This is a genomic window from Nitrospirota bacterium, from assembly GCA_016194305.1.
GTDB lineage: Bacteria > Nitrospirota > Nitrospiria > JACQBW01 > JACQBW01 > JACQBW01.
In genome coordinates, this window is the sequence record JACQBW010000007.1 from 88166 (window position 1) to 109808 (window position 21643).

At 46.7% G+C, this 21643-nt stretch carries 25 protein-coding genes, 1 tRNA gene and 1 other RNA gene; 7 read left to right on the forward strand and 20 right to left on the reverse strand.

Features of this window, described 5'->3' with window-relative positions; genetic code table 11:
- Positions 1-126: 126 nt before the first annotated feature.
- The 5 genes from HY200_02815 to rnhC all read left to right on the forward strand — a co-directional run bounded on the left by HY200_02815 (position 127) and on the right by rnhC (position 3074).
- Positions 127-618, forward strand: coding sequence for a YajQ family cyclic di-GMP-binding protein (locus HY200_02815; protein MBI3593869.1), 492 nt, complete (start codon positions 127-129; stop codon positions 616-618).
- A 52-nt stretch (positions 619-670) separates the two neighbouring features.
- Entirely contained in the window at positions 671-1369 is a 699-nt protein-coding gene (locus tag HY200_02820) for a response regulator transcription factor (protein MBI3593870.1), read from the forward strand.
- A gap of 25 nt (positions 1370-1394) precedes the next feature.
- Entirely contained in the window at positions 1395-1925 is a 531-nt protein-coding gene (gene lepB, locus HY200_02825) for a signal peptidase I (protein ID MBI3593871.1), read from the forward strand.
- Positions 1926-1947: 22 nt separating this feature from the next.
- An RNA gene (gene rnpB, locus HY200_02830) (RNase P RNA component class A) lies at positions 1948-2390 on the forward strand.
- Between the two features lie 36 nt (positions 2391-2426).
- Positions 2427-3074, forward strand: a complete 648-nt coding sequence (rnhC, locus tag HY200_02835; protein MBI3593872.1) for a ribonuclease HIII — start codon at positions 2427-2429, stop codon at positions 3072-3074.
- On the opposite strand, the gene HY200_02840 is transcribed toward rnhC, so the two are convergent.
- From HY200_02840 to rho, 19 genes are all read right to left on the reverse strand, one after another.
- The gene (locus tag HY200_02840) at positions 3053-3778 is read right to left on the reverse strand and encodes a hypothetical protein (GenBank protein ID MBI3593873.1); all 726 of its coding nucleotides are present in this window, start codon (positions 3776-3778) and stop codon (positions 3053-3055) included. The two genes, rnhC and HY200_02840, sit on opposite strands and share 22 nt — an antisense overlap.
- 57 nt (positions 3779-3835) lie before the next feature.
- Positions 3836-3909, reverse strand: a tRNA-Ile gene (locus HY200_02845).
- A 128-nt stretch (positions 3910-4037) separates the two neighbouring features.
- The gene (rpoD, locus tag HY200_02850) at positions 4038-5867 is read right to left on the reverse strand and encodes an RNA polymerase sigma factor RpoD (GenBank protein ID MBI3593874.1); all 1830 of its coding nucleotides are present in this window, start codon (positions 5865-5867) and stop codon (positions 4038-4040) included.
- An 8-nt stretch (positions 5868-5875) separates the two neighbouring features.
- Entirely contained in the window at positions 5876-7666 is a 1791-nt protein-coding gene (locus tag HY200_02855; GenBank protein ID MBI3593875.1) for a DNA primase, read from the reverse strand.
- A gap of 24 nt (positions 7667-7690) precedes the next feature.
- Positions 7691-8146 (reverse strand): GatB/YqeY domain-containing protein, encoded by a 456-nt coding sequence (locus HY200_02860; GenBank protein MBI3593876.1) that lies wholly within the window; start codon positions 8144-8146, stop codon positions 7691-7693.
- A 9-nt stretch (positions 8147-8155) separates the two neighbouring features.
- Positions 8156-8353 carry a 30S ribosomal protein S21 gene (locus tag HY200_02865; protein ID MBI3593877.1) on the reverse strand — a complete coding sequence of 66 codons (198 nt, stop codon included), beginning with the start codon at positions 8351-8353 and terminating at the stop codon, positions 8156-8158.
- An 81-nt stretch (positions 8354-8434) separates the two neighbouring features.
- Positions 8435-8782 (reverse strand): histidine triad nucleotide-binding protein, encoded by a 348-nt coding sequence (locus HY200_02870; protein MBI3593878.1) that lies wholly within the window; start codon positions 8780-8782, stop codon positions 8435-8437.
- A 17-nt stretch (positions 8783-8799) separates the two neighbouring features.
- A complete protein-coding gene (locus tag HY200_02875) occupies positions 8800-9474 on the reverse strand; it encodes a bifunctional phosphoribosyl-AMP cyclohydrolase/phosphoribosyl-ATP diphosphatase HisIE (GenBank protein ID MBI3593879.1) in 675 nt (224 codons plus the stop codon).
- A complete protein-coding gene (gene hisF, locus HY200_02880; GenBank protein ID MBI3593880.1) occupies positions 9471-10235 on the reverse strand; it encodes an imidazole glycerol phosphate synthase subunit HisF in 765 nt (254 codons plus the stop codon). The genes HY200_02875 and hisF overlap by 4 nt, the downstream gene beginning before the upstream one ends.
- Positions 10229-10957 (reverse strand): 1-(5-phosphoribosyl)-5-[(5-phosphoribosylamino)methylideneamino]imidazole-4-carboxamide isomerase, encoded by a 729-nt coding sequence (gene hisA, locus HY200_02885; GenBank protein ID MBI3593881.1) that lies wholly within the window; start codon positions 10955-10957, stop codon positions 10229-10231. The genes hisF and hisA overlap by 7 nt, the downstream gene beginning before the upstream one ends.
- Positions 10954-11559: an imidazole glycerol phosphate synthase subunit HisH gene (gene hisH / locus HY200_02890; GenBank protein ID MBI3593882.1), complete on the reverse strand. Its 606-nt coding sequence runs from the start codon at positions 11557-11559 to the stop codon at positions 10954-10956. Before hisH ends, hisA begins: the two co-directional genes overlap by 4 nt.
- Positions 11556-12152: an imidazoleglycerol-phosphate dehydratase HisB gene (gene hisB / locus HY200_02895; GenBank protein ID MBI3593883.1), complete on the reverse strand. Its 597-nt coding sequence runs from the start codon at positions 12150-12152 to the stop codon at positions 11556-11558. Before hisB ends, hisH begins: the two co-directional genes overlap by 4 nt.
- Positions 12152-13432, reverse strand: a complete 1281-nt coding sequence (gene hisD / locus HY200_02900; GenBank protein MBI3593884.1) for a histidinol dehydrogenase — start codon at positions 13430-13432, stop codon at positions 12152-12154. Before hisD ends, hisB begins: the two co-directional genes overlap by 1 nt.
- Complete coding sequence (locus HY200_02905) at positions 13429-14067, reverse strand: ATP phosphoribosyltransferase (GenBank protein MBI3593885.1); 639 nt, start codon at positions 14065-14067, stop codon at positions 13429-13431. Before HY200_02905 ends, hisD begins: the two co-directional genes overlap by 4 nt.
- The gene (murA, locus tag HY200_02910; GenBank protein ID MBI3593886.1) at positions 14064-15323 is read right to left on the reverse strand and encodes a UDP-N-acetylglucosamine 1-carboxyvinyltransferase; all 1260 of its coding nucleotides are present in this window, start codon (positions 15321-15323) and stop codon (positions 14064-14066) included. Before murA ends, HY200_02905 begins: the two co-directional genes overlap by 4 nt.
- Positions 15316-16200, reverse strand: a complete 885-nt coding sequence (gene prmC / locus HY200_02915) for a peptide chain release factor N(5)-glutamine methyltransferase (protein MBI3593887.1) — start codon at positions 16198-16200, stop codon at positions 15316-15318. The genes murA and prmC overlap by 8 nt, the downstream gene beginning before the upstream one ends.
- A complete protein-coding gene (gene prfA, locus HY200_02920; protein ID MBI3593888.1) occupies positions 16197-17264 on the reverse strand; it encodes a peptide chain release factor 1 in 1068 nt (355 codons plus the stop codon). The genes prmC and prfA overlap by 4 nt, the downstream gene beginning before the upstream one ends.
- Positions 17265-17372: 108 nt before the next feature.
- Entirely contained in the window at positions 17373-17573 is a 201-nt protein-coding gene (gene rpmE, locus HY200_02925; GenBank protein MBI3593889.1) for a 50S ribosomal protein L31, read from the reverse strand.
- 93 nt (positions 17574-17666) lie between these two features.
- Positions 17667-18914: a transcription termination factor Rho gene (gene rho, locus HY200_02930; protein MBI3593890.1), complete on the reverse strand. Its 1248-nt coding sequence runs from the start codon at positions 18912-18914 to the stop codon at positions 17667-17669.
- Between the two features lie 529 nt (positions 18915-19443).
- On the opposite strand from rho, the gene HY200_02935 reads away from it, so the two are divergent.
- Positions 19444-20010 (forward strand): hypothetical protein, encoded by a 567-nt coding sequence (locus HY200_02935; GenBank protein ID MBI3593891.1) that lies wholly within the window; start codon positions 19444-19446, stop codon positions 20008-20010.
- Here HY200_02935 and HY200_02940 read toward each other — a convergent pair.
- Positions 19986-21182, reverse strand: a complete 1197-nt coding sequence (locus HY200_02940; protein ID MBI3593892.1) for a pyridoxal phosphate-dependent aminotransferase — start codon at positions 21180-21182, stop codon at positions 19986-19988. The genes HY200_02935 and HY200_02940 overlap by 25 nt on opposite strands.
- 54 nt (positions 21183-21236) lie before the next feature.
- Between HY200_02940 and HY200_02945 the strand changes: the two genes are divergently transcribed.
- The gene (locus HY200_02945; protein MBI3593893.1) at positions 21237-21638 is read left to right on the forward strand and encodes a hypothetical protein; all 402 of its coding nucleotides are present in this window, start codon (positions 21237-21239) and stop codon (positions 21636-21638) included.
- Positions 21639-21643: the final 5 nt, after the last annotated feature.

Genomic DNA, 21643 nt, shown 5'->3' on the forward strand with positions numbered 1-21643 from the left:
GGCATAAATTTGCTAGCATTTTTTGGAGCGCTTATGCTAGATTTGCAATTAAAGGATTTGTAAAAACAGCGTAAACGAGCCTGGAGGGCATCGAGGGTGCTGAGCATTTTGATTGGAGCAGACTAAATGCCTGAACAAAATTCATTTGACATTGTCTCAAAAGTAGATATGCAGGAATTAAAGAATGCGATGGATCAGGCCACGAAAGAAATTAAACAGCGATTTGATTTTAAAGACAGCATCAGTTCCATCGTTCTTGAAAAAGATGAAGTCATTCTCACTTCGGATGATTCCTACCGACTGAAAAGCGTCATTGACATTCTGCAGTCCAAATTGATTAAACGCAACATCTCTCTCAAATCGCTCGAATACGAAAAAATAGAAGAAGCGCTCGGGAAAACCGTCCGGCAGAAAATAAAAATCAAACAGGGCATTGCTTCTGAAACCGCAAAAGAGATTACCAAAGAAATCAAAAACGCGAAATTGAAAGTTCAGGCCCAGATCCAGGGAGACCAGGTTCGAGTGGTTGGAAAAAGCAGAGACGAACTGCAATCTGCCATCGCCCTCCTGAAAAAAAAGGATTTCGGCGCCGATCTTCAATTCACCAACTTTAGATAGATTAAAGGAATACCAGATTATCGCAACCCAAACAAATAAGAAAGGCCTTTAGATGTCGAGACAAATATTGATTATTGAAGACGATTCATTGGTATCGGATATTATCATTGCCGTGTTGGTCAAGGAAGGATTTATTCCGGCCCTTGCCAGAACCGGTGCGGAAGCACTCAAGAAGATCTCTCAAACTCCTCCTGATCTCATCTTGCTCGATCTCGGCCTTCCCGATATAGAAGGGTCTGAAATTGCCAAGTCGATCCGGAAATCAAAAAAAACAACCGATATTCCGATTATTATGCTGACCGGCAAAAATACCCTTGCTGACAAATTGTCCGGATTTGAACAAGGGGCGGATGATTACCTGTCAAAACCATTTGATCCGAAAGAATTGATGGCGAGGATTTACGCGTTGCTTAAGAGATTCCCTGCAAAGATCAGGCAGGCCCATGCGCAGACCACATACGGAAACAATCTGGTTTTGGATTCAGAGCGTCATGAAGTGATGCATGAGGGGAAAGAGGTCTGGCTCACACCCAAAGAGTTCTCTCTCCTTGAGTTTTTTATCAAAAACCAGGGAAAGGTACAATCCCGTCAAGTCCTTTTAAAGGAAATCTGGGGAAAAGTCTCCCAGGAAACCACACGGACCGTTGACGTTCATATCCGAAGACTCCGTTCAAAAATTCCTTCTCTTGAGACAGACTTGATTACGATAAAACCGATGGGGTATAAACTAAAAGATCTCTCCACTTCTTGACACGCTGTCTTCCGGTCTTCAGAATATGAAAAACCATCTCCTAAAGAAAGCATGGGAATATTCCCAAAGTCTTGTTATTGCTTTTGTCCTGTCCATGATCATCAAGGTGACCGTCGTCGAAGCCTTCGTCGTTCCGACCGGTTCCATGGAACCCACCATCGCCGTGGGAGACAGGTTCTTCAGTAACAAATTGGTTTATCATTTCCGGACTCCCCACGAAGGGGAAATCGTCATTTTTACTCCTCCCAGTCAGGCAACGCCCAATGGATCGATCCCGTTTGTCAAAAGAGTCATCGGCGTGGAAGGCGATTGGGTTGAAGTCCGGGATGGCATGGTCTTCGTCAACCACCAGCCCATACATGAAAAATATGTCAAAGAACATCCCAGATATCAACTGATGCCCCTGCAGGTCCCGCACGATACACTTTTCGTGCTTGGAGACAACCGAAATAATAGCTATGACAGCCACGTCTGGGGGTTCGTTCCGCTTGGAAACATCAAAGCCAAAGCCACGTTCAGATTTTGGCCGCTCACCCGGATTGGATTTGTCTCTTAATCGTGATAAGATACGGACGGTTAAGATAGCCCAGGTGATCGCTCTTTCTTAGGTCAAAGATCAAATTGAGCTTGGCTTGATTTGATCGCGAGGCGTGGGGGCATTGGAAGCATTGCTGACAGGCCCCCCCTCACATAAGAAAGGGAGGAAAGTCCGAACTCCACAGGGCAAGGCGCTGGATAACGTCCAGTCCTGGCAACAGGAAGGAAAGTGCAACAGAAAAAAGACCGCCTCATGAAGTCAAGTGAGGTAAGGGTGAAAAGGCGAGTTAAGAGCTCACCAGCGGCCGGGAGACCGGCCGGCTTTGTAAACCCCGCCTGGAGCAAGACCAAATAGGGAAGCAGGCGGCCCGCCTGACGCTTCCGGGTAAGGTCGCACGAGGAAACAGGCAACTGTTTTCCCAGAGAAATGATCATCGCCCGTTACCATTCGGGAACAGAATTCGGCTTATGGGCTGTCTTAACTATTTCCCACTTATCGCTCTCCATCTTTAATTCCCACATGATGAATAAACCTAAAACCTGGATCGGTACCGACGAATCGGGAAAAGGAGACTATTTTGGGCCGCTTGTCATTGCCGGGGTCTGCCTGAACGCGAAAATCGGCGAGATATTGACTGCCTTAGGCGTCAAGGATAGTAAAAAAATGACAGATAAGAAAATTCTGGATCTCTTTCCTCTCATACAGAAAGAGGCTCTGGCTTCCGAAATTGTGGCGATCAGTCCTGAAAAATACAATGATTTATACAAAAAAATGAAGAACTTGAATTTCCTTCTGGCTTGGGGACACGCAAGGGTAATCGAAAATATCCTTATTCAGATTGAGTGCCAGTCCGCTCTGACGGACCAGTTTGGAGACAAATCCTTGGTTGAAAAGGCATTAATGGCACGAGGGAAAAAGATCGTTCTTGAACAACGTCCCGGAGCCGAGGAAGATATTGCGGTTGCGGCAGCCTCCGTATTGGCCAGAGGGGAGTTCCTGCAGAAAATGGAAAATCTATCTAAAAAAGAGGGAGTTCTTCTCCCAAGAGGTGCTTCCGAAAAAGTGGTGCAGACCGCCACTGCGTTGTTTCATCGAAAGGGAATGGAAGGATTGAACCGGGTGGCAAAAATTCATTTCAAAACAACTCAAGCCGTCTTGGGCGCATAAATTTCCTGCCAATATAGAATTCTGTAGCATTGGGAACAAACCAGAAACTTCTCATTTCTCTTGACCTCCGCAACGAGCTGGGGCGGAAGGTTCATGTAACACCCGAGGCAGGTGTTCCCGTTCACGCCTGCCAGGGCGTTCCCCTTGCGAGTCGCCAGGAGATGCTCATATTGGGCAAGGAGCTTTTTGTTTACCTGATTCGACAGGCCGACTCGTTCATCTTCCAGCTTGATTTTCTCTTCGCGAAGTTTCGCAATTTCCGTTTCTATTGACCGGACGGTATCAGAGAATTTGTTCTCCTTTTCCGAAAAATCATTCTTCTCTGTCGTGACCTCATTGGTCAAAAATTCCATTTTATCCATCAAAACAAGGACCGCTTCTTCGAGTGCTCCCCTCCCTCTTTTCAAAGCGTCTATTTCATGCAAGTGGGCCTGGTACTCCTTATTATTCTTGATCTCTTTCAGCCTTCCCTGTGTCTTCTGAATCTGAAGTTCCTGAGTTTCTATATCCTTTTCTTTGTCCCTCCGCTCCTTCGATATCTGGTCTAACTGTTTTTGTGCTTCTGAAAGTTTTGCCTTCATTTCTTCCAAAGTGTTTCTTTCTACTTCGATCCTATTTTGATGAGTTTGCTCACGCTCCCGAAATTTAGACAAGAGAGTATCCACTCTCTGGAGTTGAATCAGTAGGCCCATTTCTTCATTCACCGATAGCTCCTTATTCAATTATAAAAGTAATCCGATTCTCGACTCTTTCAAAATAAATGGGCCCACCTGGACTCGAACCAGGGACCAACCGGTTATGAGCCGGTAGCTCTAACCAGCTGAGCTATGGGCCCGTTCATTCAACATGGATCATATTTTACACTGTTCTATATGGGGACCCGTCACACTTCACTTCGTGAAATCCTCCGATGCCCCCATACCCCACATGATCCCAGGCAAAGCCTGTTGATCATGTTATTCGTTACAAGTTTTCAACGAAACTTTTCAACCTCTTGCTTCTGCTGGGATGACGAAGTTTTCTCAAGGCTTTGGCTTCGATTTGACGAATTCTTTCCCGCGTCACTTCGAAATCCTGACCTACCTCTTCCAAGGTATGATCCGTACTCTCTCCGATTCCAAAACGCTTTCTCAAGACTTTCTCTTCACGGGGCGTCAGGGTCTGCAAAACATTGTTGATTTGTCTCTGAAGATCATACCGAATGGCCGCTTCAATCGGAGATACCACTTTTTTATCTTCGATGAAATCCCCCAGGTGGCTATCCTCCTCTTCCCCTATCGGCGTTTCTAGCGAGATCGGCTCTTTGGCAATTTTTAGAATTTTTCTCACTTTATCAAGAGGAAGTTCCATCTTTTCAGCAATTTCTTCCGCGGCAGGTTCCCGGCCCAGTTCCTGAACAAGGTGACGTGAAGTACGAATAAGTTTATTAATCGTCTCAATCATATGTACCGGAATACGGATCGTTCGAGCCTGATCTGCAATGGCACGGGTAATCGCCTGCCGGATCCACCAGGTCGCATAGGTGCTGAATTTGTATCCTCTCTGGTACTCAAATTTATCTACGGCTTTCATCAGACCGATATTTCCTTCCTGTATCAGATCCAGGAACTGAAGCCCTCGATTGGTATATTTCTTGGCAATGCTGACAACCAATCTCAGGTTGGCTTCGACCAGTTCACTTTTAGCCAGCTTGACGCGATGTTCTCCAAGGTCAAGCGTGTGAACACTCTCTTTCAGTTCTTCGGAAGAAACGGAAGACTGTTCTTCTACCTTTTTGATGTTCTTATAGGCATTTTTATAGTTCTTTTCAATCTCTTCCAGAGAGGCCTGAGAGAGTCCGGTCTTTCTCTCAACTGCTTTTAAATTTCTCTTGTCCTTGTTCATCTTTCTGAAAAGTTCGGAAATGTTTTCTTTATGATGGGAGGTCCCCGTTCGCCTCTTGCAGGAAGATATTTCCCGTTCATACTGATGGATTGACCTGGCGAGACCTCTCATTTGACCGACAATGCTTTCCAGAAGCTTGACATGAAAATTAATGGTTGCGACTTTGTCTACAATCCTGAACCGGAGTTCCTTGATCTGCGCCTTTACCTTCTTCTTCTGGGGCGACGCATCTCCCAATCTCCTTAATTTCACATAGAACTCCAGAAGAGACCGGTAATAAGGCTTCAATTGACCTATTTGGGATATCGTCTTGGCCTTTAAGTCCTCATAATCCTGATCGGAAACTTCTTCACTCTCATCGGCATCTTCCTCTGTCGCGATTGAAATCACTTCCAGAATACTGATTTCATTCATTTTGAGTTTCTCTGATAGTGAGAGAATCTGTTTCAATACAAAGGGCATTCCGAAAACGATCGAAGCCACTTCCTTTTTTCCTTCTTCGATTCTCTTGGCGATTTCAATCTCTTTTTCGCGGGTCAGAAGGGGAACGCTTCCAATCTCTCTCAGGTACAATCTCACCGGATCATCGGTTCTGCTTAGAACACCCGGAGTGAGATCAATCTCCTTTTCCTTTTCTTCTTCGACCTCGACAAATTCTTCCTCAAATTCATCAAGTTCTTCCACTTCATCATCCGATTCTGAACTGGCTCTCTGGAATCTCCCTTCATCCGCGGAATCGATCACTTCGATATCCATTTCGCCAAACATGACCATGATATTGTCAAGCTGTTCTGACGACAGGATGTCGGCGGGCAGGGCATTATTTAACTCTTCATAAGTTAAAAAACCTTTTTCTTTGCCCAGCGAAATAAGGTGTTTAACTTCTTCTAACTTTTCTTCTTTAGACATGCGTTCTCCTAAAGTTTCACTCGCTCATTAAACTCAGACTTGATCTTGATTATCTCTTTTAAAAATTCTGAAACCTTTTCATGATCTTTCTGTTGTTCCGCCTGCGGAATCCTCTTCTCGATTTCGAATTGAAGCCGACGTTTTCTCTTCAGCCTCAACTTTCCCAAAGACTCTTCCAATGCCTGAATTGGAAAATCATATTCCGGCTCTTTCACCAACAGTGAGGTCAACCAGACATAGAGAGCGGAATCTTCCATAAAGAGATCGACTATTTTCTGGTAGCCGAGTCGCTCTTCCCCGCCTGAATATTCCTTTAATACTTTTGCAAACCGGGCCGCCCTCTGATCACTAAAATCAGTAGATTCGACATATTGAAATATGACTTCCGGGCTAGCCTTTTCAGCAAGAAGAAATCGGACAACATATTCTTCTTCCTGGGGAACGGCAGCCGGTGAAGATTTCAGCGCCACGTTTTGCTTTTCGTTTGAACCCGTCGGCGATTTGAGTCTTCTTTGAATTTTTTGATATTCCTCCAAGAGATCTTTCTCTGAAATAAAAAGATCGTTAGCTACTCGCGTTAAGTAAAAGGACTTTTCCACCCGGTTTTGAATTCGGTCAATAAGGGGCAATATTTCTCTCATCACGCTCAATTTCCCCTCAATTTCTAACGGGGAATTTTTTTGAATAATTTGTTGCAAAACAAAATCAAACAGTGGAACGGCTTTTTCAATAGATCGCTCAAATTCCTCTTTACCCTTGAGTCCGACAAACTGATCAGGATCAAGTCCCTCTCGAAGGACAACGACAAAGGCTTTCAAACCCGATTCCAGAAACAAATCAATTGTCCTGAAAGCCGCCCGAAGTCCCGCTTCATCCGGATCAAAAATCAGATAGACAGAGGGAACAATTCTCCGGATCGATTGCAGATGGGCCGTTGTCAGCGCGGTTCCGCAAGTGGCTACAACGTTTCGGATCCCTTCCTGATAGGGACGTATCGCGTCAAAATATCCCTCGACTATGACAATTGAATCCGGTTTTTTTGCCTCCTCTTTCAGCTTATCGAGCGCATATAAAATTCGTCCCTTTTGATAAATCGGAGATTCAGGAGAATTTAAATATTTAGGCTGGGATTGGTCGAGCACCCGGCCTCCAAACGCAACACAATTTCCACGGGCATTGAGAATTGGAAACATCAGTCGCCCTCTGAACCGGTCATGATAACCCTCTCCAGAGGTCCTCCGGACAATGAGACCGGCTTTTTCAATTTGAGTCAAAGAAAACCCTTTTTTCTCCAGAAATTTCAGACACGGATCCCATCCTGAAGAAGAATATCCCATGAAAAACTTTTCGATGGACTGATGGGAAATTCCTCTTTTTTTGAGATATTCCCGGGCCGGTTCCGCGGCCGCGTCATGAAGGAGAAATTGGTGGAAATAAATTTTCGCCGATTCATTGATCTGAATTAAGGTGGCGTCTTCGCCTGTGTTTTTTTCCTCAGCCTCAGAAACCGGAATTCCGGCCATCTTTGCAAGTTCCCGCGCCGCTTCACGAAATTCCAAACCTTCCTTCAACATTAAGAATTTGAAGATATCCCCGCCAGCCTGGCAACCAAAACAATGAAAAACCTGCCTCAAAGGACTGACCGTAAACGAAGGTGTTTTTTCTGAATGAAAGGGGCAAAGGCCCTTAAAATCCTTTCCGCTTTTCTTCAGACTCAGATACCCCGAAATCAGATTCACGATGTCGCTTGATTCCCGGATACGTTCAATGATTTCTGGAGGAATGGTGTTTGGGTTCAAAAGTCCTCACTTAGAAACTGATCGTCATGCCGACAGGGATTCCTTAACAATTTTGCTGACCAGCGCATTATCGGTTCTCCCCAAAATCCGCGGCATCAGCGCTTTCATCACCTTCCCCATATCTTTCATTCCAACGGCGCCGGTTTCTAGAATGGCCTGATGGATCAAATTCTTCACTTCCCCTTCGCTCAAGGGAAGAGGCAGAAACGCTTTAAGTATTTCTACTTCCTTCTTCTCCTGGGCCACGAGATCTTCGCGGTTTCCTTTCGCAAACTGTTCGATTGAATCATGTCGCTGCTTTAGACCGGAAACAATCACTTCCATGACCTCTTGGTCGTTTAAACTCGAACCTTTTCCTCTTTCAATCTCCTTGTTCTTGATCGACGAACGGAGCATGCGGATGACTGATAGTTTCAAGGCATCTCCATTTTTCATCGCCAATTTCATTTCTTCAGTCAATCTCGTTTTCAAATCTGACATCAGGATATCCTACTGGCTCACAACAAAGGTTTTTTTAACCGTTTTTTTCCGCGCGGCCAAAGCTTTCTTTTTTCGTTTGATACTCGGTTTCTCGTAATGTTCTCTTTTTCGGACCTCTGACAGAATCCCCGATTTTTCACATTGTTTCTTAAATCTTCTCAGGGCATTTTCAAATGATTCATTTTCCTTCACCTTCACAACGGACATTCAACGTCACCTTCCTTTCCCATTGATTTTACAGACAAAAGTAAACTTTGAGTATAACAGTGTTTAAATGGCTGTGTCAACCTATCCGGGAGGCCAGGTCATGGACCTCCCTCCAAGTAGATGAAAATGAAGATGGGATACGGTCTGCCCGCCGTCAGGCCCTGTATTGGCAACCAGACGGAACCCTTTCACATCGATATTTCTGTCGCGGACGATCTGTTTTACGGCGGTCACCATTTCGTCAAGAAAGAGATGGTCTTCGTTTTTCTGAAGTGCAAGCAGATTTTCGCGATGGCGTTTCGGAATCAGAAGGATATGGACCGGAGCCTGTGGATTCACATCATAAAAGGCAAGTATGTCGTCACTTTCAAAAACCACCTTCGCCGGTATTTCCTTTTTGACAATTTTACAAAATAAACAGGCATTCATGACGTTTCTCCCAAAGTCTAACCCTTGAGTCCCGGTTTTCCTTCCCTTTTTTCAAGTTCGCGGAATACTTCCTGCAACGGCAATCCATGGAATCCTAATAAGACCAGAGTATGAAACCAAAGGTCTGCCACTTCCCAAACGATCTCCTCCCGCACTTTCCCCTTGGAACTCAAAAGGACCTCGGCAGCCTCTTCCGCGACCTTTTTGAGTATGGCATCTTCTCCCTTAACCAGCAGAGCAGAAACGTATGATCCGGAGGAAGGATTCTCCCTCCTTTTGGAAATCGTCTCTGAAATGCGCTCCAGAATCTGTTTTGGAACCAATCCGGACGAAGACGAACGATCGTCCATTTCTACTAACTGAAGACGATCCCATTTTCGGTAAAAACAGGAGAGACGCCCGGTATGACAGGCTCCCTTGATCTGCTCTACCTTGAACAGAAGAGTGTCCTCGTCGCAATCGATCAAGATCTCCCTGACCTTCTGGATACTTCCGGAGCTTTCCCCTTTTTTCCACAATGATTTTCGAGAACGGCTATAGAAAACCGTTTCTCCCGTTTCCAGTGTCTGTTTGAGAGATTCTCGATTCATATGGGCAACCATGAGAACTTCTCCGCTCCCGACTTTCTGAATCACGGCCGGGATAAGTCCTTCGGCGTTAAATTTTACCAAACTGAGAAAAGTTTCATTCATATCGGCCTGATAGGCACCCCTTTTCTTATAAGAAATTCTTTCGCGTCCTTGATTCGATATTCCCGATAATGAAAAATGGAAGCAGCCAGTACCGCATCCGCCTTTCCCAGGATCAACCCTTCATAGAGATGTTCCAGCGTGCCTACTCCTCCAGAAGCAATGACCGGTATCTGGACCGCTTCAGATACAGATCGTGTCAGATCGAGGTCATACCCTTCTTTGGTTCCATCCCGATCCATACTGGTGACTAATAGTTCCCCCGCTCCGTAGGACGCCATCATTTCGGCCCACTCCAGTACACTGCGCCCGGTCGGTCTCCTGCCCCCGTGAGTGAAAACCTCCCATCCTCCGCCGAGGGTCCTTCTTTTGGCGTCAATGGCCACGACGATACATTGGGTTCCAAACCGGTTTGCTGCCTCCCGAACCAATTCCGGATTTTCAACTGCCGAGGTATTGATAGAGACCTTATCGGCTCCGGCTAGAAGTAAATTTCTGATATCTTCGGTCGAGCGAATTCCACCGCCAACCGTTAATGGCATAAAAACTTCGGCCGCACACTTCTCCACAACGGCCAAAATGGTCCCGCGACCCTCGTGAGACGCGGTGATATCGAGAAAGCAGATCGCGTCAGCGCCCTCCTCATTGTAATATCGGGCGGCCTCCAGTGGATTTCCGGCATCGTTCAGGTTTTCAAATCCTATTCCTTTTACGACGCGGCCATTCTTCACGTCAAGACAGGGGATGATTCTCCGCGTCAGCACGAGACGTCCTTGACTAGAGCCAAAGCGTCCTCAAGTATGATCGCTCCTGAATAAAGGGCTTTACCAATAATTGCGCCTTCAATATTATCCAGTTCCATGATTTGGCGAATATCGTTAAGAGTGGAAACACCTCCTGAAACAACCAGCGGAACGTGAATGGCCTGCGCCATTTCTTCAATCCGGGCCAGATTGGGTCCCCCCATCATTCCGTCTTTTTCAATATCCGTATAGATCAGTGCGGCAATTCCCAGATCACTCATCTTTTTTCCAAAATCCAAAGCCGATTCGGACGTCACGTCCGTCCACCCTTTAATGGCGATGAGTCCATTTCTTGCGTCGATGCCTGCTACGATCTTTCCAGGATAAGTCCTGGCGCTCTTCTTCAAAAGCTCGATATTTTGAATCAGAGAAGTACCTAATACCACTCTTGTAACGCCCATTGATAAATAATCTTCGATGGCCGCAAAATCCCGAATACCCCCTCCCACCTGGATCGGAACCTGGACCGATTTTAAAATGTCTTCAATGGAGTCCCGATTGACGGGATGGCCCTTCAGCGCTCCGTCCAGATCGACGACATGAATGATTTCCGCCCCGGCTTCAGCCCATTTCCGGGCGACCGCTTCCGGTTCGTTTGAAAAAACTTCCTTTTGATCAAATCGACCTTGCTTCAAACGGACGCACTGTCCATTTTGAATGTCGATTGCAGGAAAAATTTTCATTTCATGTTCCCGAAATTCTCGAGAAGTTTTAGTCCGAGTGCCTGACTTTTCTCCGGGTGAAACTGACAGGCAAAGAGTTTATCCTGCCAAACCGAGGAAACAAAAGAAATACCATAGTCGCTCCTGGAAGCCACGACCGATTCCTTCTCGGGTAGAACGTAATAAGAATGGTCAAAATAAAAATAGGAATCTTGCGGAATCCCCTTGAAGAAAGGAGAATCGCTGTTAATCCGGACCTGGTTCCACCCGATATGAGGCACTTTGAGTCCAGAAACCGGGAATCGCTTTACCTCTCCCGGAATAAAATTGAGCCCCTCATGCATTCCAAACTCTTCACTCCTGGAAAAAAGGAGCTGAAGACCCAGACAGATTCCAAGAAATGGTTTTCCTTCGCGAATGCATTTCGTGATTGTCGGAATAAGCCCCGTTGCCCGAAGATGGTCCATACATTCAGAAAAGGCGCCAACACCGGGTAAAACAAGGTGCGTCGCTTCGAGCAATTCTTTCTGATCTGAAGTAATCAACGATCGATGTCCCACCTTCAACAAGGCATTCTGGACGCTCCTGAGATTGCCCATTCCATAGTCGATCACGGCAATCATAAAATCCCTTTAGTCGAAAGAACCCCCCGGATCCGGGAATCAATCTGAAGGGCCTGGTCCAAAGCTCTTCCAAATGCTTTAAAAATCGCCTCGATGACATGGTGAGGATTTTTCCCGTAGGGAACGTGAATGTGGAGCGTCAGACCTGACTTCTGAGCCAGCGCTTCGAAAAAATGTTCGATCAGATCAATATCGAAAGTTTTTATTTTCTTCTTCATCAGACTGATCTGATAGACCAGATACGGTCTCCCGCTCACATCCACGATCACCTGGGCCAGGGCTTCATCCATCGGAACATAGGCAAGGCCATATCGTCTGATCCCTTCTTTGTCACCGATGGCTTTCTGAATAGCCAGACCAAGTGAAATGCCGATATCCTCGACGAGATGATGGTCGTCTATTTCAAGATCTCCCTTGCTCTTGAGCTCGAGGTCAAAATTGCCATGTTTTGACCAGAGCGTAAGCATATGATCCAGGAACGGGATACTTGAGTGAACCTTGCTTTTACCGGTACCCTCTATTTTTAGGCTGAGCCGGATACTCGTTTCGGCTGTTTTTCTTTCAATCAACGCCTTCCTCACCTTATTCTTCATCACTTTCTGATCTCCAGAGAATGGGCATGACCGGTCAATCCTTCGGCATGGGCTAAACGAATAACATGTTCCGAAACACTTGCCAATGCACCTTTCGAATAGGAAATCAGGCTCGTCTTCTTGACAAAATCGTCTACGGAAAGGGGCGAAAAAAAACGCGCTGTTCCCCCGGTCGGCAGGACGTGATTCGGCCCGGCCAGATAATCCCCCACTGCTTCAGGTGTGTAATGACCTAGAAACAGTGCGCCTGCATGTTTGATTTTCTTTACCCAGTTCTCCGGATTCTTGACCTCCAATTCCAGGTGTTCCGGGGCAAGCTGGTTACCCAGGTCAATGGCCTGATTGAGCGATTTCGTTACAAAAATAACACCGTTATTTTTAATCGACACAGAGGCAATTTCCTTCCGCGACATATTTTTCAATTTTAAGTCGATTTGCAGGCTTATTTGCTTCGCCAGCTTCATAGAGGGGGTAATACAGACCGGATAGGCCTTTTGGTCATGCTCCGCCTGGGCCAGAAGATCCGCCGCCACATAACCGGGATCCGCCGACCGGTCTGCGATGACGAGGACTTCACTTGGACCGGCAATCATATCGATGTCAACCCAGCCGTAGACCAGCCTTTTGGCCGTCGCCACATAAATATTTCCGGGACCCACAATTTTATCCACTTTTTGAATCGAGGAAGTACCATAGGCCAGTGCGCCGATTGCCTGAGCACCTCCGACCGGGAATATCTCGGAAATTCCGAGAAGGTCGGCGGCAACAAGGACATAGGGATTGATTTCTCCTCTCAGCGAAGGAAAGCAGACCGCTATTTCACGGACACCGGCGACGATCGCGGGAATAGCGTTCATCAAGAGGGATGAAGGATAAGCGGCCTTTCCACCCGGCACATAAAGACCCGCTCTTTCGATCGGACGAACCAACTGTCCGAGAGTCACTTCGCCCTTCTTATAACTCCAACTCTCTGTTTTTTGACGCTGGTGAAAGGCAATGATTCTGCCGGCGGCAAATTCGAGACTCTTGACCACTTTGGGGTCTACCAGTCGATAGGCTTTTTTGATCTGGGCAGGCGAAATTCGAAGCGTCCCTTTTTTAAGGGTGAGGTGGTCCAACTGCCGCGTATACCGGATCAGGGCGGAATCTCCATTCTTTTTCACATCCGCCAGAATGGATCTCACTTTCATCTCAATCGGCTCTTCGCTCAATTCAAACCGTTTCATCAGCCGGTTAAATGCCTTCTGAAACCGGGGCTCTTGATGCGAGAAAATTTTCATGACAGGATTCCCCTGATCTGGTCAATAAATTGATAAACGCGTTTGTATTTCAGTTTCAGGCTGGCTCGGTTGACGATCAATCGAGCCGTGGAGGAAGCAATTTCATCGACAATTCTCAGATGATGTGCCTTCAAGGTCGCCCCGGTGGAGACCAGGTCCACAATCTGGTCCGCGAGACCCATCATCGGTGCCAATTCTATCGATCCGCCCAGCTTAATCAATTCGACCGGAATTCCCTTTTGACTGAAATATTTTTCCGTAATCCGGGGATATTTTGTGGCAATCTTGAGTTTTGCCGGATTTTTCCTCCGGGTCAATTCGGATCCCATCGGCTCAGCAAGCATAATACGGCAATGGCCGAATTTCAGATCAAGGGGCTCAAAAAGCTCCCGGTCATCTTCCAAAAGAATATTCTTGCCCGAAATTCCCATATCGGCGGCACCATATTCAACGTAGGTAGGAACATCCCCGGCCCGAACCATGAGCAATCTGATTTTCTGGCCGGGAATATCAAAGACGAGCCGTCTGTTCGACGAGAGAAGCTCGGAGTGAGAAATACCCGCCTTATTCAACAGATCAATCGATTCGGGCAAAAGCCTCCCTTTAGAAAGAGCAATCGTCAACCAGGTATTCACAAGCTGCCCTTCACCCGCTTCACCTGAGCTCCAAGCGGGAGGAGTTTTTCCTCCATTTTTTCATAACCCCTGTCCAAATGATAAATTCTCGAGATTTCCGTTTCACCTTCTGCAGCAAGTCCGGCCAGGACAAGGGACGCGCTTGCACGAAGGTCTGACGCCATCACCTGAGCACCGTTCAATCTTGGAATGCCTCGTATGACCACCTGATTTCCACTAATCTTGATATCCGCCCCCATTCGCTTAAGTTCGGCGACATGATTGAAACGGTTTTCAAATATATTCTCTGTGACGATTGAAAAACCTCCGGCCACGCTCATTAAAGCTACCATTTGAGCCTGAAGATCGGTAGGGAATCCGGGATAGGGTGCTGTTTTTACATCTACCGGACGGATTTCTTTTTTGCTTTTTACTCTCAGACCGCCCGTTTCCTCTTCAATTTCAACACCTGCTTCCTGTAATTTAAACTGGACTGCTTTCAGATGTTCAGAGACGCCGTTTTGAATAAAAAGCTCGCCTCCGGTCATGGCACCCGCAATCATGAAAGTCCCCGTTTCAATCCGGTCCGGCATAATCGTATAGTTTCCTCCGTGAAGGGACTGAACACCGTGAATGGTGATGGTTTCAGTTCCTGCGCCATGGATAGCCGCTCCCCGAAGCGACAGAGAGGCCGCCAGATCCGTGATTTCCGGTTCACAGGCCGCATTTTCAAGTATCGTTGTTCCATCGGCCAACGTCGCCGCCATCATGATATTTTCTGTCCCGGTCACTGTCGGCGTATCAAACACTATCTTGGCTCCTTTGAGTCGGGAGACTTTAGCTTTGATATACCCCTGTTCAATCTTCACTTCGGTCCCCATTTTTTCAAGTGCTGCCAGCGTCAGATTTACCGGTCTTGCTCCAATCGCGCAACCTCCCGGTAGAGAAACCGAGGCCTCCCCGCATCTCGCCAGAAGAGGTCCCAGGACCAAAATCGACGCCCGCATGGTTTTGACCATTTCATAGGGGGCATCCTGCCGCTCAATCTTCTCGAAGGAAATGACAGTCTTATCGACCGCTTCGTCCACGCTTCCTCCCAGCCAAACCAGGAGTTTTTTGATCGTGGAGATATCCCCCATTTTAGGTACATTTGAAAAGGCGTTTTCCCCGCCGCTCAACAGGGAAGACGCCAAAATTGGAAGGGCCGCGTTTTTGGCACCGCTGATCCTGACCGTTCCCCGCAAGGGGAATCCTCCCAAAATGATCATTTTATCCACAGGAGTCCCCTTTATAAAGCAGCGTGAGGATCCGTTCTATTCCCTGTTCGTCACGGGATACCTCCACCCATTCCCAGCAAGGCTGTTCTTGAACAAGAAAAGCAAGTGACCCGCTCTGATTCAGGCCTATTTCCATCACAAGAAATCCCCCCTGCTTTATCCAGGCGGATCCTTCCATTAGAATTCTGCTATAAATATCGAGTCCCCCGGCTCCGCCGTCTAACGCAAGTTTCGGTTCAAACTTTTTCACAGAGGTCTCAATCTGTTGGTCTTGTTCGAGGTCAAGATAGGGGGGATTGGAAACCACAACTTCAAAGCTCCCCTTAAATCTAGTCGGCACCGTCGAAAAGAGGTCCCCTTCGATAAAATGAAGACTTGACGCAACCCCATGCGTCACGGCATTCGCCCTGGCATAAAGAAGCGCGTCGGGAGAAAGATCCACAGCATAACCCGTCTTACAGGTATTTTGTTCCAGCAAGAGAGAAATTGAAACGCACCCGCTCCCGGCTCCCAATTCAAGAAAGGGGCCCTCCTTTAACCGGGAAAGCGCCGATCGCACCAGTCCCTCTGTTTCCGGGCGGGGTATAAAAACACCTGGACCGACCGAGAAATTCCGATTCAAAAAACTTTCATAGCCCGTTATATACTGAATGGGTTCCAGACTGCCCCTGCGGGAAAGAAAATCTTCGAACCGCTCTGCAACTCCGGAATCCACCGGATCTTCCTGGCGGAGATAGAGGTCAAGCCGCCTCACTTTGACCAGCGCACTCAGGAGTATTTCTGATTCCAGGCGAGGGTCTTCAATACCGTGCGCTTCCAGAACGCTTTCGCCCTTTTTCACGAGTTCAAGCCAGGTTTTTTTCAATCGTGTTTTCACGCGCTCTTTAATTTTTCTGCGCTATCCCAGGCCGAAAGCGCATCGATTAAATCTTCGAGGTCCCCTTCCAAGACAGCCTCCAGCTTGTGAAGCGTCAGTCCGACTCGATGATCGGTCACCCGGTTCTGGGGGAAATTATAGGTTCTGATCTTTTCGCTCCGCTCGCCCGTACCGACCTGAGTCTTCCTGCTCTGAGCAATTTCACTTTCCCGTTTTTCATTTTCGATCTCCAGCAACCGGGATCGCAATACCTTCATTCCCTTGATCCGGTTTTTGAGCTGAGATCTTTCGTCCTGGCAACTGACCACCAGACCGGTTGGAATATGGGTAATTCGAATGGCTGATTTTGTCGTGTTCACACTCTGCCCGCCCGCTCCGGACGAACAGAACGTGTCAATCCTCAAATCGTTTTCATTGATCTGAATATCAACATCTTCCGCTTCGGGAAGCACGGCAACGGTCACGGTCGAAGTATGGATTCTCCCTCCCGCTTCAGTCGCCGGAACTCTTTGTACCCGATGGACTCCGCTTTCAAACTTCAACCGGCTATATACCCTTTTCCCTTCGATGGAAGCAACGATCTCCTTGATCCCTCCGATTCCCGTCAAATTGGAATTGAGAATTTCAATTTTCCATTTGTGAAGCTCGGCATATTTCGAATACATTCTGAAAAGATTGCTGGCAAAGAGCGCCGCCTCCTCTCCACCCGTCCCGGCTCTTATTTCCAGGAAAATATTTTTTTCATCATAGGGGTCCTGCGGGATCAGAAGAACCTTGATCTCCTTCTCCAGTTTAATCCTTTCTTCTTCAAGTTTTCGAACTTCGGCAGCCGCCATCTCTTTAAGTTCTTCGTCATTCCCGGCCGCCGACAAAAGAGTTTCTGCCTCGCTTTTTTGCTTCTGAACCTCTTTATAGCGGTGAAAATGGGCAACGAGAGGAGAAATTTCTTTCTGCTCTTTGCCATATTTTTGAGATTCCTGGGGGTTTGACAAGACCTTCGGATCACCCAAGAGTTCGCTGAGCTCGTCATACCGATGGGAGAGGCTTTCAAGCTTTTGAAAGATAAATGATTCTGTGGTGGCCATTTTCGCTTCCCGCTATTTCATAAAAAAAAACCCGAACCTCATCTGTTTTGAAAGGGTCGGGTTAGATAACAATTAAAGATCCGTAAATTATTTTTTTGCGTATTTCTTTCTAAATCGTTCGACTCGACCCTCTGCGTCAACAATTTTCTGTAGCCCTGTGAAGAATGGATGGCATGTCGAACAGATGTCAAGACGGATCTCCTTTGCAGTCGACTTGGTCATCACCGATGCCCCGCAGGCACAGACCATCTGAATTTCTTTGTATTGAGGATGAATATCCGCTTTCATTTCATGCCTTTCTTTAATTTAAAGATCCCAACGACCTGTAATTCAATTTTGAGAAAAAATGATTTTAACAAATTCATTTCCACTTTTCAACGGCTATTTATGCATCGAATCGAGAAATTCCTTGTTGTTTTTGGTTCCTTTGATCTTATCCAGCAGAAATTCCATGCTTTCGATGGAACCCAGCGGATTGAGTACTTTTCTCAGGATCCACATTTTGTTAAGTTCTTCCTTGTCGACCAGGAGCTCTTCCTTTCGGGTTCCTGACAGATTAATATCAATTGCGGGGAACACTCTCTTGTCCGCCAATTTCCTTTCAAGATGAAGTTCCATGTTTCCGGTTCCCTTAAACTCTTCAAATATCACATCATCCATCCGGCTTCCGGTATCAATCAGGGCCGTAGCGATAATCGTCAGACTTCCGCCATTTTCAATATTTCTGGCCGCCCCGAAAAACCGTTTCGGCTTCTGGAGAGCATTCGCATCCAACCCTCCCGATAACACCTTTCCGCTGGGAGGAACTACCGTATTGAATGCACGGGCCAATCGCGTAATGCTGTCGAGCAGAATGACCACATTTCGCTTATGCTCCACCAACCGTTTTGCTTTTTCCAGGACCATTTCGGCAACCTGCACGTGGCGTTGAGCCGGTTCATCAAAGGTGGAACTGACCACTTCTCCCTTAACCTGTCGTTGCATATCTGTCACCTCTTCAGGGCGCTCGTCGATAAGCAGAACGATCAGGGAAATATCCGGATGATTCTTGGTGATCGATTTGGCGATCGCCTGTAGAAGCATGGTTTTTCCTGTTCTCGGAGGTGCCACGATCAACCCTCTCTGCCCCATTCCAATTGGCGTAATCAGATCCATAATTCGAGTCGAAAAATCGTCCGGTGTCGATTCCAGCCTGATCTTTTCCATCGGATAGATAGGCGTGAGATTGTCAAAAAGAATTTTGTCCCGAGCCACTTCAGGATCTTCATGATTGATCGTTTCTACTTTCAGAAGAGCAAAGTAACGTTCTCCTTCCTTGGGTGGTCGCACATGACCGGAGACAATATCTCCTGTCCTTAAATTAAATCGTCTGATCTGGGAAGGTGAAACATAGATATCATCCGGTCCGGGGAGGTAATTGTAGTCCGGGGATCTTAGAAAACCAAATCCGTCTGGCAATGTTTCCAGAACGCCTTCGCCGAATATCGAACCATTTTTTTCGGACTGGGCCTGAAGAATGGCAAAGATGAGCTCCTGCTTCCTTAAATTTGAGGCGCCATCTATTTTCAGCTCCTTTGCCAACTCATTGAGCTCAGATATCGGTTTCTCTTTCAGTTCTAACAGATTCATAAATTCTCCCTTACAATTTGCGATACACGCCTGATAGTTCAATCTTCATGTTCTTTTATTTTGTCGATTCAGAAAAGTCTCTATCCGAGGACAAGTCAAGAATCAAAATAAATAAGTCTTAATTTTGGCTGTTGATAATGATGGCTTTGGGCCAGTCTGGTTTGTAATTGTTGGATGTTAGACTTTCATTCGATCAAAGGAAATGGGGTCCGGAATAGAGTCAATCTTGCTTTGCATGATTTCTGATATATAGAAATAGGCGTTGGGGGGAATTATCCGGTGACTCACATTAAACTTTTTCTTGAAACTTATATTGTTAGAAATTAAGAAGAAATTTGAACAACGAGGTTGTGGGCAAATTGCTATACAATCAAGACATACGTATTATAGACAAGAGGGGCTCGTTTGTCAAATTGTTTGAATATTTGATTTTCGGGTCATTTTGGATTAGGCTTGACCGGATGAGGTTGCTGTACTTTCGCTCAAGAACCGGACAGCGACACTTTAGAAATTAAAGGAGGATTCTACCATGTTATTTTCATTCAGGACTTTTGCTTGCGCTCTTATTTTAGGTTTATCATTCACCGTTTTTGCTTTCGCACAGCCACCGGATACCTATTCGGAAGAACATGAGATGATGGGTCATCCGATGATGCACCCTGGAATGGATCCCTCGGGCGAAATGGAGCACCCCGGAATGGGGCAGATGTGGGGACATGGTTACGGAGGCGGCAAATCAAACTGGATGAAACCCCATAACGCCGCGGTTCATTTCCTTCAGATGAAAGAGATTCTGGGTTTAAATGAAAAACAGGTCAGTGATCTCAAAAGTTTAAGGGATACCTATCGTACGGAAAACATGGTCAATGAGGCCAAATTAAAAGGGGCCGAACAAGAACTCAGGGAAATTTTGGAAGAAGAGAGCATCAATCTGGAAAAAGCGGATGCGAAATTGAAGGAGATCGGCGCTCTGGAAGGTCCCGTCTGGTCGAGTTTTGTTAAACATTTGGCTAAAATTAAAACCATTATTACCAAAGATCAGATGAAAAAAATGCGTGGCATGCAAGGTTCTCATCCGATGAGGGAGAGAGAATAAGCGATCCGCTTAATTACCTTCCTGACACCCCTTTGAAATCGGGATTCCGGGGGTAGCAGACTCAGGATCAGGCAAGATTCTATCGTAAAATCAAATAAATGCCCGGGATAGATGAGTACCTCCTCCTCTTTGAGGAGGAGAATCGCCCATTCTTCATCCGTCATCACCCGGGGAAGTCGTATCGTAGCATACCACCCCCCTTCCGAATTGAGTAGATTCCCCTCCGGCAGATATCGTTTCATGACTTCGGAAAGATAAACCCGGTTATTCCAGATTCGATCCTGAATCTGGGATTGTATTTTCAACCTTTTCCGGAGGTAGAGACCTACGCCGTTTTGCGCCGGACCGTTAACAGAGAGATAGGAATCCGCGATCTGCTCCAATCTCCGAACGGCTTCCTGAGCTATCTTTCTGGGACCTGTTACCACAATCCATGAGAGTTTCATTTGAGGCAGAGCGGCCAATTTGGACAAGCCATTCAAAGTAAAGACCAGTGTCCGGTTCTGAGAAGTAAAACTCCGGGGAAGGGGATTCTGGTCCGGATATCGATAGTCAAAAAATACCTCGTCGGCAATTATCGGACAGGCCCTGCTTTTCGCAAGCTCGATTAAACGCGCCTGGTCTTGACGATCAATATAAGATCCGGTCGGATTGTGAGGATGAACCAACGCGATGGCTCCTCTTCCTGCTTCCATGGCCTTTTCCAAAAATGAGATATCCACCTTCCATTGAATCCCGTCGTAGCGGAGGGGAAAATGGTTAATCGAAATGCCCATGAGCTTCGCAAGTGGTTCAATGAGCGGATATCCGGGAGCCGGAACATATAATCGATCTCCAGGATTCAAAAGAAGAAGAAACAGGAATTGATAGGCTTCGCTGGTACTGGCAGTCAAAATAATCTGTTCGGGATTCACGCCGACGCCATGGGACTCGTAATACTCAACGACCCCATTCCGGGCTTCCAGACTCCCTTTGGGATCGGGGTTGTAACAAAGATTTTCCTTTTTGGTTAGAGTGATTAACCACTCCGGAGGATAGGTGAATCCGCATCGAGTCGGATTCGATTCAGTCAGATCAATCCACTTTTTACCCTTCTTTTGATATCTCGCGAGGAGACTCCATAAAGGGCTGAATCGTCTTTCAAAATGAGATCGGTCAGAGAAAATGGCCATATTGGACAGGTGAATTGGCTTAGAACAGGTTAAGAATTATGATAAAATGGATTTATGAAATACCTGCATATTCCTCTCATCATATGGATACTGCCTCTCGTCCTGGTATTGAGCTGTGGCAGCAAAAATGACTCGGCCAGTTGTCTTTCCGGAGCAACGATCGTATCCGTGACCGTCTCCCCTTCAAATTATACCTTTTCACCTCCCCCTTATTCCAAGGCATTTACGGCAGAGGCACGGGATTTGAACGGGAATACGGTGTGCGGCGTCACTTTTGCCTGGACCAATACGACGGGGACAATGAGCTGTGTGGATCAGAACGGCTTGGTCACATTAAGCTATAACCGATTCTCACCTACCGATACGATCACTGCCTCAGTCGGGAGTTTTTCCGGTCCGGCTACAGTCACCTATCCCATGGGCCTCCCGCCTCCCCCACCCGGACAAGGCTGTTAATCTTC